Here is a 26,075-nt window from a genome sequence, read left to right as displayed (position 1 = left end):
ATGCGTCCACGGATGACGTGGCGCACCTGAGGCACTCGATCCAGCGGGCGCGGGTCATTCAGCAGCGAATGACCTGCGCAATGCTGCTGCGCCAGAGGCACCCGCTCAGTTCTGCGTGAGCGGATTCAGCGTCGTGCACAGGAAGCCCGTGCAGTTGGCCGGCTTGAAATAGAACGACGCCATCACCGGGGTCGTCGTGCCAAGCGCGAGATCGCCCAGATACGCAGAACCCTGCGCGCCGAAATCGTTCGACTGCTGGACGAAGCCGGCGCCGGTCGCCTGGATCGCGGCCGACTGGTACGTGAAGGTCGGCGACTGCGTCTGGTCCTTCACGTAGACCCACGAAATCGTGCTGCCGAACAGCATCCCGCCTTTCGCGCGATAACCCTTCGCGCCTTCGCTGTTGGCCTGCGCGATGAAGTCGCCGACGTTCGACGTCGGCACCAGCGCGTCGTACGTATAAGTCGAATTCGACGCGTTGTTCTTCATGTACACGTTCGCCTGCACCGATCCGACCATCATCGGGCCCACGAACCAGTAGCCCGACTGGCCCTGGCCGTTCGCCTGCGCGAGGAACGCGTTCGTGTCGGCCGGCAGGCCCGTTGTCGCATACGTATAGGTAGCCGACGAGCCGCCGTCCTTGCGATAGAGATAGCCGTACGTGAGCGGCCCTTCGAAGCGGTAACCGCTCGCGCCTTGCGCGTTGGCCTGGCTGACGAAGCCCGTCATGTCGGCGGGCGTCGACTGCAGCTGGTACGTGTACGTCTGTGCGGTGCCGTCGCTCACGAAGATCGAGCGCGAACCGCCGTTGGACGCGTTGTAGAAGTAGTCGCCCAGATAACGATAGCCCTTCGCGCCTTCACTGTTGAGCAGCGTCAGGAAGCCGGCCTGATCCGCCGCGGTCGGCTGGGCGTCGTAGCGCAGCGTCAGCATGCTGCCGCCCGAGCCGCTCGAACCGCCGCTGCCACCGCTTCCCGTACCGCCGGAACCCGTGCCGCCAGTGCCGCCGCTTCCGCCGTTATTGCTCGTGCCCGATCCGCTGCCGGACGATGCGGGCGAGGAATTGTCGTCGCCGCCGCAAGCGGTCAGCGCCAGACAGGTCAATGCGATCAATGCAACGGCTTTCATCGGAGTCACCTCGGAACGAAAAGGACGAACGAAGCCGATACGTGCAGATCACGCCGCACGCACGGACATTCACGTATCGGAAATCGGCCGGCGGCGCGCCGCCGGTCCGTGGACGTCAATTGACCTGAAGCTGGCCGCCGCGGCCGAGGCCGCCCTTGACGTCCTGCGCCTTGTAGCTGCGCAGTGCGACGACCATCTTGTTGTACGCGTCGATGAACGCGACGACCGTCGCCTTGCCCTCCGGCGTCGACGAGAAGCCCGCAAGCGCGCCGCCCACGCCGCCGCCGAAACCGCCCAGCGCCGCACCGTAGTTGGTCGCCGTCGAGCTGCCTTCCGACGCCGCGATCTGCACGGCCGAGCGCACGTCGAACAGCGTCAGCGTCACGACCGACGCCTTCATCTGCAGGTGGCCCGCCACCGCCGCCACCGCGCCGTTGCCGATCAGCCCGCCGATCATGCTGCCGATCCCGCCGATCGGTGAATCGTTGATGACGATCTGCGGTTCCATGTAGTAGTCGGCCGCGACGCGCTGGCCCTTCTGCTGCTTCGAGCCCGCGCGGTATTCGCCCGAGCTGCGCTGCAACTGCGTGATGCGCGACAGGCGCGCGTCGCTCTTCTGGTTGCCGATCGACGTGATCACGAAACAGTTCGACTGCTGCACCGCCAGGCGCAGCAGCGGGTCGATCGTCGTCATCTTGGTCGCGCTGCCGAACGGGCCCCACCAGTCGGCGTTGCGGCCGTCGTCGACCGCGATCGTGCCGAGCGGCGACGCGCAGCGCTGCAGCCCCGAATCGGCGCCGGCGCTCGTGCCGCCTGCCGCGGCGCCCGTCACGCCGGCGTTCTGGCCGCCGGGCGTCACCACGCCGCCGCAGCCCGCGACGGACGCGCAAAGCGCTGCAACCAGCGCACCTTGGGTGAGGCGATGGGAAAGGATGGTCTTCATGTCGTTATCGATCGATAGAGTCGTTGTTCGGCTTACGTGTCCGTACGAACGTCGATAAGCCCCCCGGCATGGCGCGCGATGGTGGTCTCCCCGCTGCCGCCCCCGTTGCTTCCGGCCCGGTCAGTAGTACCAGTACGTCTGATTCCAGACGCCGTAGTACGGATAGCCCGAGTTCCAGTAGCCGTAATAGACGTCACGCCATTGCGTGCGCCATTTCCAGTCTTCTTCGTCTTCCTTCTTCGCCTTGCGCGCGAGCTCGAGCAGCTTCTTCGATTCCTTGTCGCCGCGGCCGGCCGCGATCGACAGCCACTTGTCCGCTTCGCGCGGATCCGAGCCCATTTCCTCGAGGCCGAACAGGTAGAAACTGCCGAGCGCCTTCTGCGCACGCAGGTCGCCGCGCTCGGCGGCGTCGCGCATCCACTTGAGTGCCTGGTAGCTGTCCTGGCGCACGCCGTCGCCGCGGAAATAACGCAGGCCGAGATCGTAGGCAGCCTTCGGCTGGGCCTTCGCGGCCTCCTTCAGCGCGACGATGCGAGGGTCTTCGCGATCTTCCGCATCGTCCTTCTTTTGGTAGGAGACCTGATCTTTAGGTCGATAGGAACAGCCGGTGTCGTCGCAGATCCGCACCGTGTTGCTGGTCACGGACGGATCCTGCGCGCACGCGGCCAGCAGCAACAGCAGCCCCGGTGCGAGTAAACGGCGGTACATTTTTGTGCTTTCCTCAAGTTTTATTCGCGCCGATTGCTTCGCGCGATCCCGCCCCGCGAGCGCGCACCGGTTTGCGCACGGCGCGTGCGAATACATCCGCCAACGCCGACACGCAGCCCAAGGCTCTCTCAGGTTCTCTTGTCGTCTTGTATTACTACTGCATCGTCAGAAGCCGGCGAGGCGCACAGGGCACCGCTCCGGCATTCTTTCAATTCCGCCACGGTGCCCGCTGCGGCACCGTCGAGCGGTAAATCGATGGCTGGCGTTCCTGTTTTTTCAAAGCACGCATCATCGACCGTCATTTTCCAGTTTCAAATGATACATATCGGTCTATATCATAGTCAAGACAACTTGCGAACGCGTATCAGGGCCAGGCCCGCCAAGTCAGGGAGGTCGGTGGCCAGACCGGATGTGACCGAGCGGTACAATGCTAGAATGTTGAATCTACGCAGTCGGAAGGATCAAGGAGGGAGCCGTTCGTGCGAGCCAGCAAACGCCAGTTGGTGGTAGATAAAGCTACCGAACTGTTCTCGAAGCACGGTTTTCATCCGGTCGGTGTCGACTGGATCATCGACGATTCTCGCGTCGCCCGAATGACGCTATACCGGCATTTTCCGAGCAAGGACGAGCTGATCCGGGAAGTGCTGGTTCAGCGTTACGACCTGATCGTAGGCAGTATCGACGCGCAACTGCGGCACGTTACCGATCCGATCGAGCGGGTCAAGACGATTTTCGACTGGTACGAAGCGTGGTTCAATACGCCGGCATTCGCCGGTTGCCTGTTCGAGCGCGCGTTGGCCGAATTCGGAACGGCGTATGCCCCCATCTCGGATGTCGCGATCCGCTATCGCCGCAAGATGGTCGAATGGATCGCCGAACTGCTCGCGGCTCTCGTTTCGCCCGAAACGGCACAACGGCTGGCGGCCGTTTATATGATGCTGCTGGACGGTGCGACAGTCGAAGCGAGAGCGTTCAACGATTCGGCGTCCGCAGGGCGAGCGTGGCAAGCCGCGAAAGCGCTTCTGGAACAGGAAATACGTGGCGGCACCGGGCACGCGAAACATGCGGACGCCCATACGCAACGCTCGTGACGGGTTGTCCTGATAGGTAGATAACTTGCTTCGCTATTGTTGTTCGCTCGAAGCAGCGGCGACCGGGTAACGCGGCAAACATGCTTTGCGGGTCTACAAAAAGACCACCTGTGGGCTCTCAGAAAAGGTGTCTTTGGCACCCTATTGAAATCAATAACTCGGACATCTCTTCCGAGATGACTCGATATCGCCCGTCTCAGAAATGACGTCCTTGGGTGCGGGAATTCCCAGAAAAGTTGTCTTTGGAAAAATCTCCCGCATAGTCACGCCGCCTCGCGGCTGATGACTGTCATCGGCCGTCAAAAGAGACGTCCACACCGTGAGATCTAATGACCGAAGCTCGGCGTAGGTGGTCCTGCAGTCGCGCGCGGTCCTCCCGCCTGATCTGCCACGGCCTCAGAATTCCGCTCACGCCCTTGTCGATTGTTTCCCGGAATCTGACTATCAGTTCTTCACCCGCTAACTGCATGTCCATGGTTTCCCCCGCCAACGGAAGACGTTCAGGAAATGCGATTGTCGCCTGGGTCGTCGCGGCGAATTGCGGCACGTCAGATCCGGCCACGCCATTCGATGCCAATCACTGGAGGAACTCCGAGTTGGCCTCGGCCGGCCGTGCCCACACGAGAACGTCTTGGTACGCACCGGAAATCGCTCTGCTTGTTCGCTACGTCGCGATCGCAAGGCAGTGTCGCTGCCAGGGAACACCGCCACGGATTATGTCGGCAAGCCAGGCAACCCACAAAAAATGTAGATAAACTACATTGCTCCTGCCCAGCCTCACCCCAAACACCTCCAAGGTAGATTTACATAATCACCGGAAATTCCCCCATATCCCGCTCTTGACCAGCCACGCCATCAGCGGTTAATGTTGAAAAACTACATGATTTAGCCGGCCATTCTGTTACGGGCACTGGCTTGCTTTTTCGTGGCTTCGCTTCCGCTGAGAGCAGGACAATAATTTCTTACAAAAAAGAAAGGAGTGCGAATATGTTCGTCAGGAACCTGAGAGACGTCGAAAAAGATGGGCTGCTTGTCGAATGGGGCTCCGGCACAAGCCATCGCTTGTTGACGGAAAAGGACGGCATGGGCTACGGCGTGTGCCATACGGTGGTGCGTGCGGGAACAGAATCGCTCCTGCAATACCGCAACCATCTCGAAGCCTGCTATTGCATTGCAGGCGAAGGCGAGGTCGAGGACATGAACGGTAACGTCTTTCCGATCCGCCCTGGCACCATCTACGTGCTCGATCGACACGACCAGCATTACCTGCGCGGCGGCAAAGACGGGGATCTGGTGCTTGTCAGCGTCTTCAATCCCCCACTCAAGGGACACGAACGGCATAACCTGGGGTCTGCAGAAGCGTCCGCTTACTGAGGCTCGATACGCTCATTCCAAGAGGCCCCGGGGTACCAGACCTCCCGGCAACGTCCGCAGGAGCGCGCATGCATCGCGTGCTCCGCGCAAAAGAAAGGTGACTGTTCGTGCGCGCCCAGCATCAAGCCTTTTTCCATTCGCTTTTCCTTGCCCGCCTCGCCGACCAGATTCTGTTGTTTCTCGTGCCGCTGGTCATCTTTCAGATGACAGGACGCGTGTCCTGGTCGGGCATCGCGTTTTCGCTCGAAACACTGCCGAGATACCTGTGCTTCCCGTTTCTAGGCGCGCTTTGCGACCGGTATTCGCCCACGAAACTGATGCGAGTCAGTCAGGTTCTCCGCGCGGCAGTATGCGTCGCGGGCGTCGTCGCCTACGACCTCGTCGGCGGCATCGGATGGCTGATCGCGCTGTCCGCGTTGTGCGGCATGCTGACGAGTCAGGGCATCGTTGCGCGCGAGGTGATGCTGCCGCAGATATTCAGCAGCCATCGCTTCGAAAAAGTGTTGTCGTATTCGCAATTGGCCGACCAGCTTGGTCTGGTGCTCGGCCCCATGCTCGCGGCGATCCTGCTGTCGTGGTGGCGCTGGGAATTCGTCGTGGTGGCCGCGGCCGTGCTGTTTGTCACAGCCGACGTCGCGCTCGCCTATTGGCAAAAGGCCAGCGCGTTCGAATTCGTGATGCCGGAAGGGACGCACGGCACCTGGTTCACGCCGATCAAGACGGCCTTGTCTCACGTCATCCGTCTCCCTGGCCTCAAGTCCGTCATCATGTTGGCTGCCGCGGAGAACCTCGTGATCGGCGTCACGCTCGCGACATCCGCCGCGATGGTCACCGGCTTTCATCACGAAAGCGGACGCTATTACGCAGGACTGCAAACGGCAGGCGCGTGCGTGACGATCGCGATTCTGCTGATGACGGCGAGGTTGCATGTCCCGAGGCGCGTCCTCGGCCTCGTCGGCTTCGGTTCGATCTGTATCGGCGGCGTTATCGCGGCAGCCAGCCCGGGAATTGCAGGGTACGTTTTCGGCTTCCTCCTGATCGTCGGATTCGACAAGATGTTCAACGTGTACATCCGGAGCACGCGGCAGAAGATCATCCCCGCGCGCGACTACGGCAAGACGACGGGAGTCGTCATCCTCCTCAACAACATGACACAGCCGCTCGCGGGCGTCGCGGTAGGCGCGTTCTCGACGCGTTTCGGACCAGACACGGTAATCATGGTGCTATCCGTGTGCATGGGTTGCCTCGGGTTGCTGGTCTCGCTCGCGCCCCGCATTCGAAAAGGCCACAGCCCCTCGTCGGCCTCGGTGTCCTCACATGAAGGCTGATGCCATGATTGAACGATTCCCGCAATACTTCGAGCGCAGCGCGAGCGGCCGGCGAGACAAAGTCGCGCTGGTGGTCGACGGACGTTCGGCAACCTACGGCGAATTGCTGGACGTGATGTTGACGATAGCCGATACGCTTCACCGTCTCGGCATTCCCTCCGGCGCGCGCGTCGCGATCTATTCGGAGATGTCCGTGCATGCGGTGGCGGCTGCATTCGGCATCCTGAAGGCCGGATGCGTACTGGCATGCATCAGGCACACGATCGACACCGCCGAACTGGAGCAGCAGATCGCGGATTGCGGCGCCAGCGCGCTCGTGGCATCGCGATCGACCTCGCCCCGCATCGCGTCCCGTCATCGCGCGGTCACGATCGACGCGACCCGCGGCGACCTGTCGGAATATGTCGTCTGCTTCGCGGCCGACGGCGCATCCGAAGCGGGCAATCCCTCCATGGATGACGCAGCAACGATCTTCTACACATCCGGCTCGACCGGCGATTCGAAGGGCGTGCTCGTCACACACCGGAACATGATTGCCGCGTTCCGCTCGGTCTCCGGCTATCTCGCCAATAGCGAACGCGACATCGTGCTCAGTTTCTCCCCGGGCTTGAGCTCGGACTACGGCTTTTACAACACGGTCATGCCGCTGCTGTTCGGGGGCCGTGCCGTGGTCGAGACGGCGTTGCCAGCTTCAGCCGCCGCCATCGTCGACATCATCGAGCGACACGGCGTAACCGGCCTGCATGTCTTTCCGCCGGCGCTTTTCCGTCTGTGCGAATCGGGAGACCTGCCTGCCTCGAGACTGCAATCGCTGCGGTATGTCTCGACCAGCGGACAGGCGTTGCCCGGCAAGTACATTCGCCTGCTCAGGCGTGCGCTGCCCGCTGTCCTGATCTACTGCAACTACGGTTCGACCGAGTGCAAACGCATCGCCTGCCTGCCGCCCGCCGAACTCGATCGACGTATCGGCTCGGTCGGCAAAGCCATTCCGGGCATCAGAACCTACCTCGTCGGCAACGACAATGCGCTCGTGGTCCAGCCCTGGCAGGTCGGTGAACTGGCGGTAGCCGGCGATCTGCTGATGGAGAAATACTGGGGGCGCGAAAGCGATACCGCCCGCGTCATTCGCAAAGGATGTTTCGGTGAATCGCGCGTGTTCATGACCGGTGATCTGTTCGCGATGGACGAGGACGGATTCCTGTTCTTTCAATGCAGGAAGGGCGACCTGTTCACTCGAGACGGCGTGCCGGTGAATCCGCGCGCCGTCGAGCGGGTATTGCTCGACCACGAATCCGTTGCGGAAGCGCTCGTCGTACCGGTTTCTCGGTCAGACGGGGCACGCGTCCCCAAAGCCTATGTCGTTCCGGCTGCGATATCTGCGGCCAACGCAATCGAGCTGCTCGATCATTGTCGCCGCCATCTGGATTCCGCCGCGGTTCCGGCAAGCATCGACTTCCTGCGAGCGCTGCCAAGAACGTTCGGCGGCAAGGTGTCCGCCCAGGGTTTGAACTGATACCACATGTGAAGAGGCCAACCATGACGTCAAGCGGAATCGAGGACGGCGCGGAGCAATACCTGGAAAGCGCGTCGATGATCCGGATGGCAAGTTATTTTCACAGCCTTGCGACGGGCGCGACGCAGGTGCCGAAGCAATCGGTCGCGAGCCGCATCCGCCATTTGCTGCGCGATCCGGACGTGCTTGCGTATCACGACCTGATGGTCGCCGAAGCCGGGCCGCTGTTCACGCATTTTCTTGCCAGCGTGCCAGCCATACTGGAGGAAATGTCGCGCGTCGGCGTCGCGCTCACGCGGTATTCCGAACGTCGCAGGCAGCACGCGGATCAGCACTTCGAGTTTTACGAAGTCGATGCCTTCGACGGCACCAACGGCAGAACGCTGGCAAAACGATCGAACGGCCTGATCCGCACTTTCACGAACTCGCCCAATCCGGCCAACGAAACGGCGTTCAACCAGTTCGCCAATCACGACTTCTCGACGTTCCACCCGCAGGCATTCGCCCACGTCACCCCTCGGCTGTTCCGGGAGCATGCACGCCTCGACCGCTTCTCCGGCACTTTCGACTACATCTACGAAACTGCCGCATTTCAGTTCTATGGCGTGGATCGCGCGGACCAGATTCGTCATGTCGCGCGCCTGCTCAAGCCGAACGGATTGATCTTCTTCCTCGAGAAGCTCAACTGCGATTCGCTCGACGAGTACGACAAGCGCGAGAGCGTCAAGGACGAACTGCACAAGAGTCATTACTTCAGCCGCGAGGAAATCGACTGGAAGCGCAACCAGATGCTTTCGCAGATGCAAAACGGACAGGTGACGTTCGATACGCTCGTCGCGTCGATCCACGAGCAGTTCGAACATGTCTATCTGCTCTGGAACGGGACGAATTTTCACGAGTTCGTCGCCTCCAACGACGCACGATCGATCGAGGAATTCGTCTCGCTGCTCGGCGAACCCTGCATCGAGCCCGTGTTCTGCTTCGATCACCCCGTACCGCGCAGAGTGGCCGGGCCGCGAGGAGACGCGACGTGATGCAGCTGCATGATGACCTCATGTCAATGGATACGATCCGGTCATGCGTGGACGGGCTCGAACTCGAGCGCACGCAGATCGGCCGACGCATCGAACAACTGCTCCCGCGCTGGCAGGCTCGCGCACAGGCGGCCGATCAGTTCGCGCGCCTGTCGCCCGAGACAATGGCCGAACTGCACGACGCCGGGCTCCTCCACCTGCTGACACCGCGCCGCTACGGCGGATTGCAACAGGACTTCCCGACACTTGTCGAAGCTGCGCGGCTCGCAGCCACCGCGTGCGCGTCCACGGCCTGGATGTTAAGTGTCGTCGGCGGACATGTGACGACTGCGGCGCGCCTGCCCGCCGCCTGTCAGGACATCATCTTCGCGAACGGGCCGCGACAGCTGTTCGCGACGGCCACGGTTCAGAACGGCACGTTCGCCAGGGACGGCAGCGGATTCCGGTTGAACGGCATCTGGCGCTACAGCTCGGGCATCGATCACGCAACCTGGGTGATCGTCTCGGCACGACTCAGCGGGACGGACGCACCGGAGGCCCAGGAGATCTTCAAGGTCGTGGTTCGACGTGAAGACGTCCGTGCGCTCGACACGTGGCACGTGTCCGGCATGCGCGCGACAGGTTCCAGGGATATTGCATTCGACAATCTGTACGTATCGGACGAGTGGATCTTCGCTCGTTCGAACTATTTTGGCCCGCATCCCGCCGGCGCCGACCTGCATCCCGACGCGTATCTGTACGACGTGCCGCTCATCCCGTACAGCACGACGTGGATCATCGGACCGATTCTAGGCTGCGCACAGGGCGCGTACCGGCACTGCATCAATACGCTCCGCAGCCGCGGTAGAAGCTGCGACGCGATGCTTTGCGGGCACATCGCGAAAAGCGACGCGGAGCTCACCTGCGCGGGTCGTCTCTACGACGCGCTGGTCCGCACCTTGCACACGGCCGGCACCGCGCGGCGCGCGGTGTCGCCTGCCGAGACGGTCCGCATCAGGCGTGATCGCGCATTCATCGCGCAGCTTTGCGTCGACGCGATCCGACGACTGATCGGCAGCATGGGCACCGCCGCGGCATTCGACGCCCATCCTGCACAACGTCACTGGCGCGACCTGCAGGTCATGGCATCGCACATCGACGTCGGCTGGGACGCGGCGGCTGTTGCGTATGGCGGCCACGCGATCACGCATTCGACGGGCACCTCCCGCGATTCCCCGCCGGTGTATCAATGAATACCACAGCGCCGGACGACGAAACGGAGATGATCGACATGAACCGGGACGCGATATTCCGCGGAATTGCCGATGCGCTGGGACTCGCCGTAGACGACGACTTTGGTGCGGCCGGGCGGTACGCTCCGCTCATGCGCTGTGACAACCAGATCTTCGTCAGTGGACAAATTCCGAAGCTTAACGGCGAAATCACCATTCGCGGTTTGATCGGATCGGAAGTGTCGGTGGACAATGGTCGGCGCGGCGCGATGATCTGTGCCGCACGCTGCATCGCGCTATTACAACGGTCACTCGGCACCCTCGATCGGGTCCGGGCAGTTCCGCGCATCGGCGTCTACATGCAAAGCGACCCCGCATTCGAAGAACACAGTGCCGTCGCCGATGGCGCATCGGAGGTGGTGTATTCCGTGTTCGGCGAAGCGGGCGTACACGCCAGAACGTCACTCAGCGCATTCCGGCTGCCTCGATACGCTGCGGTCGAAGTGGATCTGGTTGCATTCGTCTGGCAGGATTCCGCTGAAGGCGGCCTCACGGCGAGGGGTAAGGCGCAGACGTAAAATTCCAAAAATTGCACGGATTAAAGCGGATTATTCCAAGGCGTTTTCATCATCAATTCAAAGACAACTTACTAAGACCGCGGACATCTTTTCTGAGAGACAACAATCGCTGTGGGCTCTCAGGAAAGGTGTCTTTGGTCCTCTATACAGATCAGGAACTTGGACATCTTTTCTGAGAAATCTACATCCCTCTCGTCTCAGAAAAGATGTCAGTAGCCCCGGAAATTCTCAGAAAAGTCGCCCTTGAGAATGTCGCGGCCCCACCTCGATGTCTCGAATCGCTTCATGCGATTCGCACGAGGCAACGTGAGCGTTCTGAAGCCGCCGCCCCGCATCAGCTGCCACTGAAATGCGGAAGCGTTAACGTTTACTGCACAACACTAAGTTTGCTTTACAAATCGCCCGGGTCAGCCCGGGGGTTCTGTCCGGAGCACCGCTTTCGTTCTGCGCTCCGTTTCGCCCATCTGATGTTCCACGCCGAGAACGTCAGCCTTTATAGACACAGCACGTTCTCATTGGAGCGATAGTAACCAGCAACCTGCGACAATTTCAGCCATCGCTAGCAGACCCCTAAGCTAAATAAACTTCATCCACTTTTATTCCCTTGCGCATGGTGCGGCACAAAGCACGTGAGCGGCATACGTTGACGACGTACTTCGCTACGGCGTTTCGCTTGAGGCAGGCGAGGAGGGCTCGACTGTACAGAGCTACGCAGGGTACGTCCTACGAGGGCACGGAAATTTTGCTAGCGATACCGTGATCAAGGCCATCGACATTAAAAAAGGCCGACCGCTCCAAGGTCGACCAACAGAAAATCATTCATTTATGCGTGGCGCTTCTCGTGATCCAGAAGCCATTGCTTGCGAGCTAGGCCACCGCCATAACCTGTTAGCGTCCCATCCTTCCCCAGCACTCGGTGACACGGTATGACAATCGAGACTCGATTAGCCCCATTGGCACCCGCTACTGCCCTCACTGCCAGGGGTTTGCCGAGTTTCTCCGCCTGCTCACCGTAACTGGCCGTACTTCCATAGGGGACGGCCTGCAACGCTTGCCACACCGATTGCTGGAATGGGCTCCCGGGCGTGTCTAGCGTCAGATCAAACTGTTTGCGCGTGCCGGCAAAGTACTCGCCGATTTCGCGCTCGGCTTGGCGCGTGTGAGCATTTTCCCCAGCTAGGATGCGTGCCCGCAAGAGTCGTTGGAGATCCTTGAATTCGGTTTCCAGCATCCGCCGATCAACGAACTCAAGCAGACATACGCCCTGCTCACTGGCGCACACGAACATCGGTCCCAAGGGCGTGGTGAAGCGATGGATGAGGATGACATTCGTCGCCTCGGTCGGCGCGCGCCCCGTCAGTTTCCTGCAGGTGTAGCCGAATCCGCTGAGCGAGTCGTAACCACTGTCTAATGCGACCTCGGTGGTACTCCGACCGGCCTTCAGTTCCTCCAGCGCCGTATTGATCCGCAGCGAACGCTGGAACGCTTGGAAACTCATCCCGTAGTGCTGCTGGAACCAGCGACGAATACGCTCCGGACTAAGACCGCGTTGCCTGAGGAGATAGTCACTCAGACGCTCCTTAGGATGAGTGCGCACCCAGTCGATGGCCTCGGCCACCTCGGGTGGCGCAGTGTTAGCGTTCTCGGTCGGCTTGCATACCTTGCAGGGTCGATAACCGGCGTTGAGTGTTTCCTTGAGCTCTGTATAGAACACAACGTTCTCGCGTTTTGGCTTGCGCGCCCGGCATGTCGCAATACAAAACACACCAGTAGTCTTCACCCCAACGTAGAAGATGCCGACATGGTCCGCCGCGCGCTCAACCAGCGCACGGTAATAAGTATCGATCTGCCGAGTGTCAGTGACTTGCATGATCGAATACCGGCTTGAAAGACTGGCTTGCTCGCACGTCGATGAAAAGTTTCTGTAATACTTGGAGCGCATGTTGGTGCAAGAAATTGCCCATGCTGACGCGCTTGACACCCAGTGCAGCCAATCGCTCGAACGACGGCAAATTCGGCATGCACATCACGTTCAACGGAAGTGAAATACCGTCGACGATCGCGGCGATATCCGCTTCATCGGTTACGCAGGGCACAAAGAGACCATTTGCCCCGTTTTCCGCATAGCGCCGACCGCGAGCAAGGGTTTCTTCACGTGCATGGGCGACGCCCAACAGGAAGGTATCGGTGCGCACGTTGAGGAACAGCTTGACTCCGGATGCTAGCAAGCCCGTATTGATATCTTGCAGACGCCGCGAGAAGGTATCTGCGTCCACAAGGGTACGCTGCCCCTCACGCACCACGCTGTCCTCCAGATTGACACCGGCCACGCCCAGAGCGGCCAGTTCGCGGAGATTGGCTACCACGGCCTCAGGTGTGGCGCCATAGCCAGCCTCGACATCAACGGTCAGCGGCAGATCGGATACGGATCGCAAACGAGCGACCAGCGCCTTCAATTCCGGAAAACTGCCCCCTTCTCCGTCGGCATAGCCCAACAAATCGGCAATAGCTGCACTGGAGGTTCCGAGCGCCGCGTAGCCGGCGGCTTCTGCCGCACGAGCACTGGTGGCATCCCAGACATTGGCAAGCAGCAGCGGTTCGTTTTGTTGATGGAGTTGGGCAAATTTCATGGAATGTTCCTCACTTGGATATGGTTCAAGTATGAGTTTCAGACCGATGACCTCACAACCGAAAACCAGACGGGTATTTTTTCGTCCCACCGCGTTACTTCCCCTGGCATCCTGCGACCAAATATTCTCCGACTATTTCCCGCAGATCGACGCAGGTCACATCCTTCACTCTTGAAATGCCGTCTTTTATTCAAAGACAACTTATCGAGACTGCGGACATCTTTTCTGCGAGACAACAACACCACCTCCCACCATCGCCAGCCCTCCCCCCTCCCCCGTACCGGCAATCGTCAAACCAACTGTACCGGTACTGTACCGCAAACCGTCGCTAAACTGACCTCCATCCCAGTCTCGAACCGAATGGAGAATCCGCGATGGAATTCCTCACCCTGAGCGCGCTGCCCGCCGGCATGCTGTTCGCGCTCGTCACGTCGATCACGCCCGGCCCGAACAACACGATGCTGCTCGCATCCGGCGTGAATTTCGGTTTCCGCCGCACGATGCCGCACCTGTTCGGCATCAGTATCGGCGTCGCGATCCTGATGCTCTGCGTCGGCTTCGGCCTCGGCGAAGCGTTCAGGCGCCTGCCGCTGCTGTACACGATCCTCGAAGCCGCGAGCGTCGCGTACCTGCTCTACCTCGCGTGGCGCATCGGCACGTCGGGCGAAGTGAAGGCGAACGGCGGCAAGCCGCGCCCGATGACGTTCATCGAAGCCGCCGCGTTCCAGTGGGTCAACCCGAAAGCCTGGATGATGGTGCTGACCGCCGCGACGACGATCCGCCTGTCCGCCGACTACGGCATGAACGCCGCGTGGATGGCCGTCGTGTTCATCCTGATCGGCTTTCCGTGCATCAGCCTGTGGGCCGCGTTCGGCCTCGGCCTGCGCCGCTTCCTGTCGAACCGCCGCGCGTTGCGCGTCTTCAACGTGACGATGGCCGTGCTGCTGATCCTGTCGCTGTATCCGCTCATCGCGCACCTGCTGCCGCAGTGAGCGCTCACAGCGCGCCCGTTGAGATTCATGTGATGCAGGCGTACCCTTTCGGTACGGGCGCGCGCAGCCGCTTCGCGGTTGCGCCGCTGCTGTCGGGAGAAAGCCGATGAAGCCAATGCTGAGGACGGGCGAGCACATCGAGGGGATGCACTGGATCGCCGAGTATCGCCCGCTCACGCACGACATCCGCGTGCTGCGCGAGAATATCGAAGTCGGCACTTACTGCGCGCCGCCCACGCTGTTCGGCGAAGAGGAAGAGATGGGCGCCGCGAACCTCGCCGATCATCGCGGCCGGGAGGCCGCGCTGCGCGCGTATCTGCGCAACTTCGTCAAGGAACACGACGCGGAGGAATAGCGGCGCGAAGGGCGCCGCTCACAGAGGGCCGGCGCATCGCACCGGCCCGCGCTTCGCTCAATGCCCGAGCGACTCGATCTTGCCTGCCGGCTGCACGACGCCATGCGGCCGCGCCATCTGCTTGATCAGCAGCGCGATGCACGCGAGCACGCCCGCGACGGCGATCGTCGCGAACACGCCCGCGAACGTGAAGTGCCGGCGCGTCAGTTCGGCGACGAGGAACGACCCGGCAATCCCGCCGAAGCGGCCGACGCCGAGCATCCACGCAACACCCGTGCCGCGCCCCTCGGTCGGATAGAACGCGGCGGCAAGCGCCGGCATCGACGATTGCGCGGTGTTCATCAGCACGCCGGCCACGAACACGACCAGCACGAGCAGCCCGACGTTGCCGGCCGCCTGCCCGATCGCATACACGCTCACCGCCGTCAGCGCATAGCACACGGCGATCACGCGGTTCGCGTTGAAGCGGTCCATCAGCACGCCGCATAGCACGGCGCCCACGCCGCCGAGCGGGAACAGCGCCGAGATCAGCGTCGCGCTCTTCGGCGTCAGGCCGGCATCCTTCAGCAGGATCGGCATCCAGTTGATCGACGCGTAGAAGATCACGAGGCCCATGAAGTACGCGATCCACAGCATCACGGAGCCGACGATGTAGGAACGCGACAGCACGACGCCGAGCCCCTTGCCGCCCGTCTGCGGCGCGGCTTCGGTCATCGCGAACGAGCCGGCATTCAGCGCGTCGCGCGAGATGCGCGCGAGCGTTGCGCGGATCTTGTCGACAGCCTGGCCGCTCGCGACCATGAAGCGCACCGATTCCGGCATCTTCAGCAGCAACAGCACGCCGAGCAGCAGCGGCGTCACGCCGCCGAGCATCAGCACGCTGCGCCAGCCGAAATGCGGAATCATCCACGCGGCCAGGAAACCGCCGAACGCGGCACCGAGCGGGAAGCCGCAGAACATCAGGTTGATCACGGTCGCGCGGCGCTTGTCCGGACAGAATTCGCCCATCATCGTGACCGCGTTCGGCATCGCCGCGCCGAGCCCGACGCCGGTGACGAAGCGCAGGATCGTCAGGTGTCCGATGGTCGTCGAGAACGCGGACACGAAACACGCGACACCGAACAGGAATACCGAGCCGAGCAGCAGCGAGCGGCGCCCGAGCCGGTCGGACAGCGGGCCCGACACGAGCGCGCCGCACGCGAGGCCGAACAGCGCGGCGCTCAGCACGGGCGCGAGATCGGGCTTGGTCAGGTTCCATTCGCCGAGCAGCGACGGCGCAATGAAGCCGATCGCGGCCGTATCGAAGCCGTCGAGCAGCACGATCACGAAACACATGAGGAACACGAGCCACTGAAAGCCGCCGAACGGCTGCTCGTTGATGAAGGTCTGGACATCGACCGTGGTTGCGCGATTCATCGCGAGTCTCCTGTGTCGACCGGAGTTGGCGCTTCAGCGCTTACTCCGGTCCCATATATGTATGAGCAATACGGCATGGCAGCCGCGCCCTTCCTTTGTTCGCCCACCGGCCATCCGGTGCGCCGCGCGCCGATACTCTGCCGGCGCGTTCATCGATCCCGTCGTCGACGGCCCGCTTGCGACAGCGGGCCACACGATCGGTTGCGGTCGCCCTCAGCCGACCGCTCCTGACCGGCCGTCTTACGCGGCCGTCCTAGGCGGCCCCGTCCTGTTCCTTGAAGATCTTGTCCGCGAGATGGAACGCGGAATTCGCGGCCGGCACGCCGCAATAGATCGCGGTCTGCAGCAGCACTTCCTTGATCTCGTCGCGCGTCACGCCGTTGTTGCGCGCGGCGCGCAGATGCAGCGCCAGTTCCTCGCCGCGGTTCAGCGCCACCATCATCGCGATGGTCAGCAGGCTGCGCGTATGGCGCGGCAGGCCGTCGCGCGTCCAGATCTCGCCCCATGCATAGCGCGTGATCAGGTTCTGGAATTCGTCGGTCACCTCGGTGCGGTTCTCGAGCGAACGGTCGACGTGCGCATCGCCGAGCACCGCGCGGCGCACCTTCATCCCTGCTTCGTAACGTTCCTGGTCGTCCATCGCCGGTGCCTCACGCAGTCAGGAAATCGAGCAGCGCGCGGTTGAAGCCGCCGGTGCACTCGATGTTCGAAATGTGCGCGGCGTCGAATTCGACGTGAAGCGCACCGGGAATCGCGGCAGCCAGCGCTCGGCCCTGGTCGGGCGGCGTCGACATGTCCTTCGCGCCGGTCACGACGAGCACCGGCAGCGTGATGCCCTTCACCTCTTCGCGCAGGTCGGCCGCGTTCAGCGCGTCGCAGTTCGCCGCGTAGCCGTCCTTGTCGGTATGCACGAAGGTGTCGCGGATCGCGTCGAACAGGCGCGGCTCGCGTTCGACGAACGCGTCGGTGAACCAGCGCGGCAGCACGGCGTCGGCAAGCGCGGCCATGCCTTCGGCGCGCGCCTTCTGCGCACGCGGCGCCCACACTTCCGGCGAACCGATCTTCGCGGCGGTGTTCGACAGCACCGCGCGAACGATACGCGACGGGTAGCGCGCGGCCAGCGCGGCGCCCGTCAGCCCGCCCATCGAGATCCCGCAGAAATGCGCGCGCGCGATGCCGACGTGGTCGAGCAGGCCGATCACGTCGCCCGCGAGCTGGTCGATCGTGTACGAACCGGCCGGCGCGTCGGAATGGCCGTGGCCGCGCGTGTCGTAGCGCAGGATGTTGAAATGCTGCGTGAGCGGACGGATCTGCGGCGCCCACATCTGCAGGTCGGCGCCGAGCGAGTTCGAGAAGACGAGCCACGGCGCGTCGTCGCGCGCGGCACGGTCGATCCGGTAATGCAGTTTCACGCCGTTGACAGTGGCGAAAGGCATCAATGTTCTCCTGGTTGGGTCGTACCCGCATGCAGCGCGAGCACGGCGTCGACATAGGCCTGCGCCTCGCCGACGTAATGTGCGGGATCGAGCAGCCGCGCGAGCGCGTCGCGCGACAGGTGGACGGACACGGTCGCATCGGCGGCGAGCACGTCGAACAGCGTCGCGCCGGTGCGCACGGCTTCCTTCGACGCATGCTCGACGACGTGATGCGCATCGAGCCGGCCGATCCGGTCGCCGAGCGCGAGCATCACGGCTTCGCCGAGGATCAACCCGTGCGTCAGGTCGAGGTTCGCGGCAAGGCGTTCGGTATTGACGTCGAGGCCCGCGACGATCTGCGCGATCTGCGCGAGCGCGCCGCCCGTCAGCCGCGCGAGGTCGGGCAGCGCATCCCATTCGGCCTGCCAGCCGCCGAGCGCGCGCTCGTGCTCCTGGACCATCCCCGCGAACACGGTCGCGACGAGGTTCGGCGCGCGTACGGCGGCGGTCAGCACGGCCGCGCAGCCGACCGGGTTGCGCTTGTGCGGCATCGTCGACGAGCCGCCCTTGCCGGCGGCGGCCGGCTCGCCGAGTTCGCCGACTTCGGTCTGCATCTGCAGCGACACGTCGCGCGCGATCTTGCCGAGCGTACCCGTCAGCATCCCGAAGCATGATGCGGCTTCCGCGATGCGGTCGCGCTGCGTATGCCACGGCACGGCCGGCACGGCGAGCTTCAGGTCGGCCGCGAGTGCGGCCGTGACGCCACGCGCGTGCTCGCGCAGGCTCGCGAGCGTACCGGCCGCGCCGCCGAATTGCAGCACCAGCACGCGCTCGCGCAATTCGGCGAAGCGCGCGCGATGGCGCAGCAGCGCATCGAGCCATTGGGCGAATTTCAGGCCGAGCGTGATCGGCAGCGCCTGCTGCAGCCAGGTGCGGCCGATCATCGGCGTCGCGCGATGCGCGCGCGCGAGCGCCGCGAGCGATGCGCACACCTGGTCGAGCATCGGCTCGAGCACGTCGAGCGTGTCGCGCAGCTGCAGCACGGTGGCGGTATCGATGATGTCCTGGCTCGTCGCGCCCCAGTGCACGAACTTCGCGGCCTCGGGGTCGTCGGCCTTCACTTGCGCGGTGAGTTGCTTGACGAGCGGAATCGCAAGATTGCCGCCAAGCGCCGCGCCGTGCGCGAGCGCGTCGGCGTCGAGCCGGCTTGCGTCGCACGCCCGTTCGATCGGCGCGACCGCGGCAGTGGGAATCACCTGCTGCGCGGCGAGCGCGCGCGCGAGCGCGGCCTCGACGTCGAGCATCCGCTGGATCGTCGCGCGCGGCGACCAGATCCGGTTGAGCGGCTCGGTGCCGCAGATGAGGGAGGTCAGGCGGGCGCTGTCTTCGAGCATGGCATCAGATTGGGGAAACGGCGTGCGCCTATTGTCCACCCAAGCGCGCCGGCGTGCGCTCGATCGCGCGCGCCGGCACGCCTGCGGTTCAGGCAGCGGCCTTTTGCGTCGCGTCGATCAGCGGCACGCCGGTCAGCTTCTGCAGTTCGTCGAACGACAGGTCGGTGAAGATCTCGCTCACCGCGAGGCCGTCGGCCGTCACGTCGAGCACGGCGAGATCCGTATAGATACGGCTCACGCATTGCACGCCGGTGACCGGATACGAGCACTGCGCGACGATCTTGCTCTCGCCCTGCTTCGTCAGGTGCTCCATCATCACGAACACCTGCTTCGCACCGATCGCGAGGTCCATCGCGCCGCCGACGGCAGGAATCGCATCGGGTGCGCCCGTATGCCAGTTCGCGAGATCGCCGTTCGCGGACACCTGGAACGCGCCGAGCACGCAGTAGTCGAGGTGGCCGCCGCGCATCATCGCGAACGAATCGGCGTGGTGAAAATACGCGCCGCCGGTGAGCAGCGTCACGTGCTGCTTGCCGGCGTTGATCAGTTCGTCGTCTTCTGCGCCGGGCGCTGGCGCGGGGCCCATGCCGAGCAGGCCGTTCTCGCTGTGCAGGAAGATTTCCTTGCTCGGGTCGAGGTGGTTCGCCACCAGCGTCGGAACGCCGATGCCGAGGTTCACGTACGCGCCTTCGGGGATGTCCTGCGCGACGCGCTTGGCCATTTCATCGCGGGTCAGTCGTTTCATCTGGATATCTCCCTCAAGCGGCTTGCGATGCAGCGTGTTCGGCGGCCAGCTCGGCCGCATGGGCGGCCTGCGGCACCTCGACGATGCGCTGTACGAAAATGCCCGGCGTCACGATGTGTTCCGGGTTCAGCGCGCCGAGCGGCACGACCTCCGACACCTGCACGATCGCGACCTTCGCGGCGCTGGCCATGATCGGCCCGAAGTTGCGCGCGGTCTTGCGATACACGAGATTGCCCCAGCGATCGCCCTTGTACGCCTTCACGAGCGCGAAATCGGCGTGGATCGGCGTCTCGAACACATACGGTTTGCCGTCGATCACGCGCGTTTCCTTGCCTTCCGCGAGCTTGGTGCCATAACCCGTCGGCGTGAAGAAGCCGCCGATGCCGGCGCCCGCCGCGCGGATGCGCTCAGCGAGGTTGCCCTGCGGCACGAGCTCCAGCTCGATCTCGCCCGCGCGGTACAGCGCATCGAACACCTGCGAGTCGCTCTGGCGCGGGAACGAGCAGATGATCTTGCGCACCTGTTTCGCCTTGAGCAGCGCCGCCAGGCCCGTCTCGCCGTTGCCCGCGTTGTTGTTGACGATCGTCAGGTCGCGCGCGCCCTGCTCGATCAGCGCGTCGATCAGCTCGGACGGCATGCCGGCCGTGCCGAAGCCGCCGATCATGATTGTCGCGCCATCGTGGATGTCGGCAACCGCCGACTGAAGCGATTCGAAAATCTTGTTGACCATGTCTCTTCCTGATACGAACCCGCGGCACGATGCGCGGCCTGTCGAGGGGACACGCGCGTGCCGCGTGCCGCGCCGGGCCGATTTCGACCCAGGCATTTGTTCGCTAATCGAACCTAGATTCGATTAGCGAACGATGGGCCGATCATAGAGTCGTGCACAGCGCGTTGTCAAGGCGGGTTGCCTCGGGGGTCCCTGCATCGTCGAACGGCAGCCCGACGTAGTTTTCGGCGAGCGACTGCGCGGCGGCCCGCGAGCGCGTCACGTATTTCAGCTCGGCAAACTTCAGGCGATTGACGAACGGCGAATCCTCCGGCGACGAATGCAGCATGTTCGTCATGAAGTACGAGAAGTGCTCGGCGCGCCATACGCGCTCGAGGCAGGTCGCCGAATACGTGTCGAGCGGCGTCGCATCGCCCGTCCGGTAGCGCGCGCCGAGCGCGCGGGACAGCGCGCGGACGTCGGCGACCGCAAGGTTCATCCCCTTCGCGCCGGTCGGCGGCACGATGTGCGCGGCGTCGCCGGCAAGGAACAGCCGGCCGTGCTGCATCGTCTCCGACACGAAGCTGCGCATCGGCGTCACGCTTTTCTGCGTGATCCGGCCCTCGGTCGGCGTCCAGCCCGTGTCGTTCGAGAAGCGCGTGTGCAGTTCGTCCCAGATCCGCGCGTCGGACCATTCGGCGAGGTTTTCGTCGGGCTTGCATTGCAGGTACAGGCGCGTGACGGTCGGCGAGCGCATCGAGAACAGCGCGAAGCCGTTGTCGTGATGCGCGTACACCAGTTCGTCGAGCGACGGCGCCGCGTCGGCGAGGATGCCGAGCCATGCGAACGGGTAGACGCGCTCGAACGTGTTCAGCCGCTCGGCGGGAATCGTCTGGCGCGCAATGCCGTGGAAGCCGTCGCAGCCGGCGATGTAGTCGCAGTCGATGCGGTCCGCGCGGCCGTCCGCGTGCTTGAACGTGACGAACGGGTGTTCGCCTTCGACGTCGTGCAGCGCGACGTCGCTGACTTCGAAGTGCATCGGGTGGCCGTGCTCGACGCCGGCCGCGATCAGGTCGCGCACGACTTCATGCTGGCTGTAGACGGTGATCGCGCGGCCGCCGGTCAGTTCGGACAGGTCGATGCGATGGCGCTGCCCGGAGAACAGCAGCTCGATCCCGTGATGTTCGAGCCCTTCGCGGCGCATCCGGTCGCCGAGGCCGGCTTCGTTCAGCGTATCGACCGTGCCCTGCTCCAGCACGCCGGCGCGGATGCGGTTCTCGCAGTATTCGCGCGAACGCGCTTCGACGAGGACGGAATCGACGCCTTGCAGGCGCAGCAGATGGGAAAGCAGAAGGCCGGACGGACCGGCGCCGATGATCGCGACTTGGGTGCGCATTGTTCGTCTCCTGAACATTGGTTCGAGTAATGGAACACATTTGAGCGCTTTCCCGACTATGCGGCAACGCGATTCAGGAGATATGTTGTATACGTTTTGAAGATATTGGCCTGATGATGGATTCGCTCGATCTGAACCTCATTCCCTACCTCGTCGCGCTCGACGACACGCGCAACGTCAGCCGCGCCGGCGACCTGCTCGGCGTGAGCCAGCCACGCGTGAGCACGGCGCTCGGCCGGCTGCGCGAGTATTTCGGCGATCCGCTGTTCGTGCGCACGTCGCGCGGGATGGAGCCGACGCCGCGCGCGCTCGCGCTGCTGCCGGCCGCACGCGACGCGCTCGCGCAGATCGAGCGCGGCCTCGTCGCGCCGCACGACTTCGATCCGGCCGCGAGCACGCATACGTTCTCGATCGCGCTGTCGGACGTCGGCGAGATCGTGTTCCTGCCGAAGCTGCTGCAGGCGTTCGCGACGCGCGCGCCGCACGCGAACCTGCGTTCGGTCTCGCTCGCGCACGACGAAGTCGGACGCGGCCTCGAAGCCGGGTCGATCGATCTCGCGGTCGGCTACTTCCCCGATCTGGACGGCAACAACTTCTTCCAGCAACGGTTGTTCACGCACCGGTTCGTCTGCCTGATGCGCCGCGGCCATCCGCTCGAACAGACGCCGCCGTTCACGGTCGAGCAGTTCCTCGCGTGCGGGCATGCGGTGGTGCGCGCCGAAGGGCGCAGCCAGGAAGTGCTCGAGAAATACCTGGCGAAGCAGCGCATGCAGCGCCGCGCAGTGCTCGAGACGCCGCACTTCATGAGCCTGCCGTTCATCCTGAGCCGCACCGACCTGATCGCGACGGTGCCGCATGCGATCGGCTATGCGTACGCAGCCGAGCATGCGTTCATCGTGCCCGTCGAGCCGCCGCTCGCGTTGCCGCGCTTCGACCTGAAGCAGCACTGGCATCGCAAGTACCACAACGATCCGCGCACCGCGTGGCTGCGCGGCGTGGTCGCGTCGCTGTTCAACGACGAGCAGGACGAATGGCCGAAGTGAGCGCCAGGGCCTGTTCGAGCTAGCACGCACGACCCGCGAAAGCATGAAACAATTGCCGGATATCGGCCGCCGCAGGCGGCCTTCGATGGAGCCACTACATGGGTAAAAAATCCGCACGGCCCGAGCAGGCCGCATCCCGGCCGAGCCGCGAAGAAGCAGAGGCCGCCGTCCGCGTGCTGTTGCGCTGGGCCGGTGACGATCCCGCACGCGAAGGCCTGGTCGACACGCCCGCGCGCGTCGTGCGCGCGTACGAGCAGTTCTTCGCCGGCTATGCGGTGGAGCCGCGCGACATCCTCGCGCGCACGTTCAGCGAAGTCGACGGCTACGACGAGATGATCGTGCTGAAGGACATCCGCTTCGAGAGCTACTGCGAGCACCACATGGTGCCGATCATCGGCCGCGCGCACGTCGCGTATCTGCCGAACCATCGCGTGGTCGGCATCTCGAAGCTCGCGCGCCTCGTCGACGCGTTCGCGAAGCGCCTGCAGATCCAGGAAAAGATGACCGTGCAGATCGCCGATACGCTGTTCGACGTGCTGCAGCCGAAGGGCGTCGGCGTGATCCTCGAAGCCGCGCACCAGTGCATCTCGACGCGCGGCGTGCACAAGCCGGGCGTCGAGATGGTCACGTCGCGCATGCTCGGTTCGTTCCGCACCGATCCGTCGACGCGGCGCGAATTCCTGTCGATCGTCGCCAATCCTTCTTCAGTCAACCTGACGAATACGTAATGGAGTCGACGAAGCAAACGGTGCATGCGCCCGTCGTGCTCGTGACCGGCGCCGCGCGCCGGGCCGGGCGCGCGTTCGCCGAGTATTTCGCCGCGCACGGCTATCGCACCGCGGTGCACTACGACCGTTCGGCCGATGCCGCACGCGCGGCGGCCCGCGCGATCGCCGAGCGCGGGCACGATTCGATCGCGCTGCAGGCCGACCTGTCGGATGCCGCGCAGATCACTTCGCTGATCGACCAGGTGTATGCGCGCTTCGGGCGCCTCGACGTGCTCGTCAACAACGCGTCGGTGTTCTGGCAGGACCATTTCCCGAGCTTCGATCTCGCGGCGTTCGACCAGGCATGGGCCGTCAACTGCCGCGCGCCGATCCTGCTCACGCGCGCGTTCTATGAACGGGCGCGTGCCGCCGGCACGCAGGGTGTCGTCGTGAATGTGGTCGACCAGAAGATCAAGGAAAACTTTCACCGCGACCATTTCAGCTACACGGTCGCAAAGGCCGCGCTCGGCAACCTCACGCAGATGCTCGCGCTGTCATGCGCGCCCGTGCTGCGCGTGAACGCGGTATTCCCGGGGCTGATGCTGCCGAGCGACGACCAGACGCAGGCCGACTTCGAACACGCGAGCCGCGCATCGACGCCGCTCGCGCGCATCGCGGGCCCCGACGACGTCGCGAGCGCGATCCTGCTGCTGACGGGCAACGCCTACAACGGCGTGGATTTCGTGGTGGATGCGGGGCAGAACCTGATCCGCGTCGACCAGGACGTGCTGTACAAGCACCGCTCGCCCGCCGGCAAGCACTGATGCACGCGCAGCGGCGGCCGGCGGCCGCGCGCCGCGTTACGGCTTCTCGGCGCTGCCGCCTTCGCGGGCCCTGGTCTGCGCGACGCTCGTGCCGGGCGGCACGCTGTGCGTGAGCCACACGTTGCCGCCGATCACCGAGCCGCGCCCGATCGTCACACGGCCGAGAATCGTCGCACCCGCATAGATCACCACGTCGTCCTCGACGATCGGGTGCCGTGCGTTGCCCTTGACCAGCGCACCTTCGCCATCGGCAGGGAAGCTCTTCGCGCCGAGCGTGACGGCCTGGTACAGGCGCACGCGCTCGCCGATGATCGCCGTCTCGCCGATCACGACACCGGTGCCGTGGTCGATGAAGAAACTCGGGCCGATCTGCGCGCCGGGGTGGATGTCGATGCCGGTGGCCGAGTGGGCGATTTCATTGATGAAGCGCGCGAGCAGCGGCACGCCGAGCTGGTGCAGCGCGTGCGCGAGCCGGTGGTGCATCATCGCCAGCACGCCCGGATAGCACAGCAGGATCTCGGTGATGTGCTGCGCGGCCGGATCGCCTGCGTACGCGGCCTGGATGTCGCTGACGAGCAGCGCGCGGACCGCCGGCAACTGCCGGCCGAACTCGCGCGCGATCTCGAACGCGCGCTCGTCGAGTTCCGCGAACGGCGTGTCCGCATGCTCGGGCAGGAACGGCAGCGCGCGGCGAATCTGCTCGCACAGCACGCGCAGCGTGCTTTCGAGCGTGTGGCCGACGTAGTAGTCGACGCTTTCGTCGGTGAGATCCGGTGCGCCGTAATGCGTCGGAAACATCGACGCGCGCAGGCCGGTCACAATCTTGCAGATCGCATCGCGGGACGGCAGTTCGCGGATGCCGCGCGGATGGCGCGTGCGATGGAGTTCCTCGCGCGACTCGCGCAAGCCGGCTACGATTTCTTCGAGGCCCCACTGGCGGACGGGTGATGTCGACATATGCAAATGCAGGCGGCCGCGCTCGGTCGCACGGCCGCTAATAAAGTGACGGGTTCCGCAAGATTACCGCGTTTTTTGTCCGGGAGCGGCACACCGGGGGATCGGCCGGACGGCCGACGATGCAGGAAACGCGATGGCGTCAGATCACGATGCTGCTCGCGTCGATCCAGCGCACGGCCCAGTCGCGCGCGTGCGCGATCGCGGCGCCTTCGTCGTTGAACTGGAGCTCGGTCGGGAAAAAACGGTTCGCAACCAACTCCCCGTCGCTCGATCGGGAGATCACGACGTAGGGCTTGAACGAACCGTCACTGGCGCGTGCGGGCGCGCAATTCAACAGATAACCGCGGTGCGTGAAGGCAGTAGTCGCTTGCATGAATCCGCCACCTCTAGTCCCTTGCTTTGTTGTTCACTACCCGTCTTTAAGGGTGCTGCGGCGCCCCGGCGCGGGCAGAGGCGGCGAGATCGCATCCCCTGTCGCCGCTTCGCAGGAAAAGAATCATACTCTGTAGAAAACGCGTCTTCTAGCTGAAATAAATCATGACAAATCAGTGCGCGTCGCGCGACCGCGGCGGTCGCCCGCGCGC

General features: G+C 63.7%; 28 protein-coding genes. 12 read left to right on the top strand and 16 right to left on the bottom strand.

From position 1 onward, the window contains the following. Positions 1-105: 105 nt before the first annotated feature. The 4 genes from FPJ27_RS04905 to FPJ27_RS04890 form a co-directional block, all read right to left on the bottom strand. Positions 106-1,128, bottom strand: a complete 1,023-nt coding sequence (locus FPJ27_RS04905) for a hypothetical protein (RefSeq protein WP_204422189.1) — start codon at positions 1,126-1,128, stop codon at positions 106-108. 115 nt (positions 1,129-1,243) lie between these two features. Then, complete coding sequence (locus FPJ27_RS04900) at positions 1,244-2,071, bottom strand: hypothetical protein (RefSeq protein WP_204422188.1); 828 nt, start codon at positions 2,069-2,071, stop codon at positions 1,244-1,246. A gap of 120 nt (positions 2,072-2,191) precedes the next feature. Next, complete coding sequence (locus tag FPJ27_RS04895) at positions 2,192-2,779, bottom strand: tetratricopeptide repeat protein (protein ID WP_072438012.1); 588 nt, start codon at positions 2,777-2,779, stop codon at positions 2,192-2,194. 128 nt (positions 2,780-2,907) lie between these two features. Then, entirely contained in the window at positions 2,908-3,081 is a 174-nt protein-coding gene (locus FPJ27_RS04890; protein WP_204422187.1) for a hypothetical protein, read from the bottom strand. A gap of 177 nt (positions 3,082-3,258) precedes the next feature. Here FPJ27_RS04890 and FPJ27_RS04885 point away from each other — a divergent pair, with 177 nt between their 5' ends. The 5 genes from FPJ27_RS04885 (at position 3,259) to FPJ27_RS04865 (ending at position 9,119) form a co-directional block, all read left to right on the top strand. Further along, positions 3,259-3,870, top strand: a complete 612-nt coding sequence (locus FPJ27_RS04885; protein ID WP_204422186.1) for a TetR/AcrR family transcriptional regulator — start codon at positions 3,259-3,261, stop codon at positions 3,868-3,870. Between the two features lie 987 nt (positions 3,871-4,857). Continuing rightward, the gene (locus tag FPJ27_RS04880; protein ID WP_072438009.1) at positions 4,858-5,244 is read left to right on the top strand and encodes an ectoine synthase; all 387 of its coding nucleotides are present in this window, start codon (positions 4,858-4,860) and stop codon (positions 5,242-5,244) included. 107 nt (positions 5,245-5,351) lie between these two features. Next, entirely contained in the window at positions 5,352-6,572 is a 1,221-nt protein-coding gene (locus tag FPJ27_RS04875) for an MFS transporter (protein WP_175694251.1), read from the top strand. Next, on the top strand, positions 6,562-8,085 hold the full coding sequence (locus FPJ27_RS04870; RefSeq protein ID WP_204422185.1) for a class I adenylate-forming enzyme family protein: 1,524 nt from the start codon (positions 6,562-6,564) through the stop codon (positions 8,083-8,085). The genes FPJ27_RS04875 and FPJ27_RS04870 overlap by 11 nt, the downstream gene beginning before the upstream one ends. A 23-nt stretch (positions 8,086-8,108) precedes the next feature. Further along, the gene (locus FPJ27_RS04865) at positions 8,109-9,119 is read left to right on the top strand and encodes a class I SAM-dependent methyltransferase (protein ID WP_204422184.1); all 1,011 of its coding nucleotides are present in this window, start codon (positions 8,109-8,111) and stop codon (positions 9,117-9,119) included. 41 nt (positions 9,120-9,160) lie between these two features. Here the strand turns inward: FPJ27_RS04865 and FPJ27_RS36290 are convergent, their stop codons facing one another. Beyond that, positions 9,161-9,298, bottom strand: a complete 138-nt coding sequence (locus FPJ27_RS36290; RefSeq protein ID WP_233465565.1) for a hypothetical protein — start codon at positions 9,296-9,298, stop codon at positions 9,161-9,163. Here FPJ27_RS36290 and FPJ27_RS04860 point away from each other — a divergent pair. Further along, positions 9,284-10,351, top strand: a complete 1,068-nt coding sequence (locus tag FPJ27_RS04860) for an acyl-CoA dehydrogenase (RefSeq protein ID WP_239483231.1) — start codon at positions 9,284-9,286, stop codon at positions 10,349-10,351. The genes FPJ27_RS36290 and FPJ27_RS04860 overlap by 15 nt on opposite strands. Continuing rightward, positions 10,348-10,908, top strand: coding sequence for a RidA family protein (locus FPJ27_RS04855; RefSeq protein ID WP_204422182.1), 561 nt, complete (start codon positions 10,348-10,350; stop codon positions 10,906-10,908). Before FPJ27_RS04860 ends, FPJ27_RS04855 begins: the two co-directional genes overlap by 4 nt. Before the next feature lie 823 nt (positions 10,909-11,731). On the opposite strand, the gene FPJ27_RS04850 is transcribed toward FPJ27_RS04855, so the two are convergent. Together FPJ27_RS04850 and FPJ27_RS04845 are read right to left on the bottom strand one after the other, a co-directional pair. Then, positions 11,732-12,778: a methylated-DNA--[protein]-cysteine S-methyltransferase gene (locus FPJ27_RS04850; RefSeq protein WP_204422181.1), complete on the bottom strand. Its 1,047-nt coding sequence runs from the start codon at positions 12,776-12,778 to the stop codon at positions 11,732-11,734. Continuing rightward, the gene (locus FPJ27_RS04845) at positions 12,765-13,538 is read right to left on the bottom strand and encodes an isocitrate lyase/phosphoenolpyruvate mutase family protein (RefSeq protein WP_204422180.1); all 774 of its coding nucleotides are present in this window, start codon (positions 13,536-13,538) and stop codon (positions 12,765-12,767) included. Before FPJ27_RS04845 ends, FPJ27_RS04850 begins: the two co-directional genes overlap by 14 nt. Positions 13,539-13,912: 374 nt before the next feature. On the opposite strand from FPJ27_RS04845, the gene FPJ27_RS04840 reads away from it, so the two are divergent. Both FPJ27_RS04840 and FPJ27_RS04835 read left to right on the top strand, forming a co-directional pair. After that, positions 13,913-14,530, top strand: coding sequence for a LysE family translocator (locus FPJ27_RS04840; protein WP_204422179.1), 618 nt, complete (start codon positions 13,913-13,915; stop codon positions 14,528-14,530). A 106-nt stretch (positions 14,531-14,636) separates the two neighbouring features. After that, a complete protein-coding gene (locus FPJ27_RS04835) occupies positions 14,637-14,885 on the top strand; it encodes a hypothetical protein (RefSeq protein WP_034181454.1) in 249 nt (82 codons plus the stop codon). Positions 14,886-14,942: 57 nt separating this feature from the next. Here the strand turns inward: FPJ27_RS04835 and FPJ27_RS04830 are convergent, their stop codons facing one another. The 7 genes from FPJ27_RS04830 to pobA form a co-directional block, all read right to left on the bottom strand. Next, a complete protein-coding gene (locus FPJ27_RS04830; RefSeq protein ID WP_072445100.1) occupies positions 14,943-16,301 on the bottom strand; it encodes an MFS transporter in 1,359 nt (452 codons plus the stop codon). 253 nt (positions 16,302-16,554) lie between these two features. After that, positions 16,555-16,941, bottom strand: a complete 387-nt coding sequence (pcaC, locus tag FPJ27_RS04825) for a 4-carboxymuconolactone decarboxylase (protein WP_046548861.1) — start codon at positions 16,939-16,941, stop codon at positions 16,555-16,557. Between the two features lie 10 nt (positions 16,942-16,951). After that, the gene (gene pcaD / locus FPJ27_RS04820) at positions 16,952-17,737 is read right to left on the bottom strand and encodes a 3-oxoadipate enol-lactonase (RefSeq protein ID WP_175959826.1); all 786 of its coding nucleotides are present in this window, start codon (positions 17,735-17,737) and stop codon (positions 16,952-16,954) included. Then, complete coding sequence (locus FPJ27_RS04815) at positions 17,737-19,110, bottom strand: 3-carboxy-cis,cis-muconate cycloisomerase (protein ID WP_204422178.1); 1,374 nt, start codon at positions 19,108-19,110, stop codon at positions 17,737-17,739. Before FPJ27_RS04815 ends, pcaD begins: the two co-directional genes overlap by 1 nt. Before the next feature lie 88 nt (positions 19,111-19,198). Then, complete coding sequence (locus FPJ27_RS04810) at positions 19,199-19,855, bottom strand: CoA transferase subunit B (RefSeq protein ID WP_047903702.1); 657 nt, start codon at positions 19,853-19,855, stop codon at positions 19,199-19,201. Positions 19,856-19,868: 13 nt separating this feature from the next. Then, positions 19,869-20,585, bottom strand: a complete 717-nt coding sequence (locus FPJ27_RS04805; protein ID WP_034181459.1) for a 3-oxoacid CoA-transferase subunit A — start codon at positions 20,583-20,585, stop codon at positions 19,869-19,871. A 142-nt stretch (positions 20,586-20,727) separates the two neighbouring features. Then, on the bottom strand, positions 20,728-21,960 hold the full coding sequence (gene pobA / locus FPJ27_RS04800; RefSeq protein WP_204422177.1) for a 4-hydroxybenzoate 3-monooxygenase: 1,233 nt from the start codon (positions 21,958-21,960) through the stop codon (positions 20,728-20,730). A 116-nt stretch (positions 21,961-22,076) separates the two neighbouring features. Here pobA and FPJ27_RS04795 point away from each other — a divergent pair, with 116 nt between their 5' ends. From FPJ27_RS04795 to FPJ27_RS04785, 3 genes are all read left to right on the top strand, one after another. After that, entirely contained in the window at positions 22,077-23,003 is a 927-nt protein-coding gene (locus FPJ27_RS04795; protein ID WP_034181461.1) for a LysR family transcriptional regulator, read from the top strand. Positions 23,004-23,101: 98 nt separating this feature from the next. Further along, on the top strand, positions 23,102-23,731 hold the full coding sequence (gene folE / locus FPJ27_RS04790) for a GTP cyclohydrolase I FolE (RefSeq protein WP_034181462.1): 630 nt from the start codon (positions 23,102-23,104) through the stop codon (positions 23,729-23,731). Further along, on the top strand, positions 23,731-24,534 hold the full coding sequence (locus tag FPJ27_RS04785) for an SDR family oxidoreductase (protein ID WP_204422176.1): 804 nt from the start codon (positions 23,731-23,733) through the stop codon (positions 24,532-24,534). The genes folE and FPJ27_RS04785 overlap by 1 nt, the downstream gene beginning before the upstream one ends. Before the next feature lie 36 nt (positions 24,535-24,570). Here FPJ27_RS04785 and epsC read toward each other — a convergent pair whose 3' ends face one another. Further along, positions 24,571-25,491 (bottom strand): serine O-acetyltransferase EpsC, encoded by a 921-nt coding sequence (gene epsC, locus FPJ27_RS04780; RefSeq protein ID WP_034181464.1) that lies wholly within the window; start codon positions 25,489-25,491, stop codon positions 24,571-24,573. Between the two features lie 139 nt (positions 25,492-25,630). Continuing rightward, the gene (locus tag FPJ27_RS04775) at positions 25,631-25,864 is read right to left on the bottom strand and encodes a hypothetical protein (protein WP_034181465.1); all 234 of its coding nucleotides are present in this window, start codon (positions 25,862-25,864) and stop codon (positions 25,631-25,633) included. Between the last annotated feature and the right edge of the window lie 211 nt (positions 25,865-26,075).

Source organism: Burkholderia sp. MS455 (genome assembly GCF_016899445.1).
GTDB lineage: Bacteria > Pseudomonadota > Gammaproteobacteria > Burkholderiales > Burkholderiaceae > Burkholderia > Burkholderia pyrrocinia_C.
This window is presented reverse-complemented; position numbering and strand designations above follow the sequence as displayed.

Bases quoted from the DNA above. Each gene is read 5' to 3' on its own strand.
- FPJ27_RS04905 (WP_204422189.1), bottom strand. From the start codon at position 1,128: ATGAAAGCCGTTGCATTGATCGCATTGACCTGTCTGGCGCTGACCGCT.
- FPJ27_RS04900 (WP_204422188.1), bottom strand. From the start codon at position 2,071: ATGAAGACCATCCTTTCCCATCGCCTCACCCAAGGTGCGCTGGTTGCA.
- FPJ27_RS04895 (WP_072438012.1), bottom strand. From the start codon at position 2,779: ATGTACCGCCGTTTACTCGCACCGGGGCTGCTGTTGCTGCTGGCCGCG.
- FPJ27_RS04890 (WP_204422187.1), bottom strand. From the start codon at position 3,081: ATGACGGTCGATGATGCGTGCTTTGAAAAAACAGGAACGCCAGCCATC.
- FPJ27_RS04880 (WP_072438009.1), top strand. From the start codon at position 4,858: ATGTTCGTCAGGAACCTGAGAGACGTCGAAAAAGATGGGCTGCTTGTC.
- FPJ27_RS04870 (WP_204422185.1), top strand. From the start codon at position 6,562: ATGAAGGCTGATGCCATGATTGAACGATTCCCGCAATACTTCGAGCGC.
- FPJ27_RS04865 (WP_204422184.1), top strand. From the start codon at position 8,109: ATGACGTCAAGCGGAATCGAGGACGGCGCGGAGCAATACCTGGAAAGC.
- FPJ27_RS04860 (WP_239483231.1), top strand. From the start codon at position 9,284: ATGGCCGAACTGCACGACGCCGGGCTCCTCCACCTGCTGACACCGCGC.
- FPJ27_RS04855 (WP_204422182.1), top strand. From the start codon at position 10,348: ATGAATACCACAGCGCCGGACGACGAAACGGAGATGATCGACATGAAC.
- FPJ27_RS04850 (WP_204422181.1), bottom strand. From the start codon at position 12,778: ATGCAAGTCACTGACACTCGGCAGATCGATACTTATTACCGTGCGCTG.
- FPJ27_RS04845 (WP_204422180.1), bottom strand. From the start codon at position 13,538: ATGAAATTTGCCCAACTCCATCAACAAAACGAACCGCTGCTGCTTGCC.
- FPJ27_RS04840 (WP_204422179.1), top strand. From the start codon at position 13,913: ATGGAATTCCTCACCCTGAGCGCGCTGCCCGCCGGCATGCTGTTCGCG.
- FPJ27_RS04835 (WP_034181454.1), top strand. From the start codon at position 14,637: ATGAAGCCAATGCTGAGGACGGGCGAGCACATCGAGGGGATGCACTGG.
- FPJ27_RS04830 (WP_072445100.1), bottom strand. From the start codon at position 16,301: ATGAATCGCGCAACCACGGTCGATGTCCAGACCTTCATCAACGAGCAG.
- pcaC (WP_046548861.1), bottom strand. From the start codon at position 16,941: ATGGACGACCAGGAACGTTACGAAGCAGGGATGAAGGTGCGCCGCGCG.
- pcaD (WP_175959826.1), bottom strand. From the start codon at position 17,737: ATGCCTTTCGCCACTGTCAACGGCGTGAAACTGCATTACCGGATCGAC.
- FPJ27_RS04815 (WP_204422178.1), bottom strand. From the start codon at position 19,110: ATGCTCGAAGACAGCGCCCGCCTGACCTCCCTCATCTGCGGCACCGAG.
- FPJ27_RS04810 (WP_047903702.1), bottom strand. From the start codon at position 19,855: ATGAAACGACTGACCCGCGATGAAATGGCCAAGCGCGTCGCGCAGGAC.
- FPJ27_RS04805 (WP_034181459.1), bottom strand. From the start codon at position 20,585: ATGGTCAACAAGATTTTCGAATCGCTTCAGTCGGCGGTTGCCGACATC.
- pobA (WP_204422177.1), bottom strand. From the start codon at position 21,960: ATGCGCACCCAAGTCGCGATCATCGGCGCCGGTCCGTCCGGCCTTCTG.
- FPJ27_RS04795 (WP_034181461.1), top strand. From the start codon at position 22,077: ATGGATTCGCTCGATCTGAACCTCATTCCCTACCTCGTCGCGCTCGAC.
- folE (WP_034181462.1), top strand. From the start codon at position 23,102: ATGGGTAAAAAATCCGCACGGCCCGAGCAGGCCGCATCCCGGCCGAGC.
- FPJ27_RS04785 (WP_204422176.1), top strand. From the start codon at position 23,731: ATGGAGTCGACGAAGCAAACGGTGCATGCGCCCGTCGTGCTCGTGACC.
- epsC (WP_034181464.1), bottom strand. From the start codon at position 25,491: ATGTCGACATCACCCGTCCGCCAGTGGGGCCTCGAAGAAATCGTAGCC.
- FPJ27_RS04775 (WP_034181465.1), bottom strand. From the start codon at position 25,864: ATGCAAGCGACTACTGCCTTCACGCACCGCGGTTATCTGTTGAATTGC.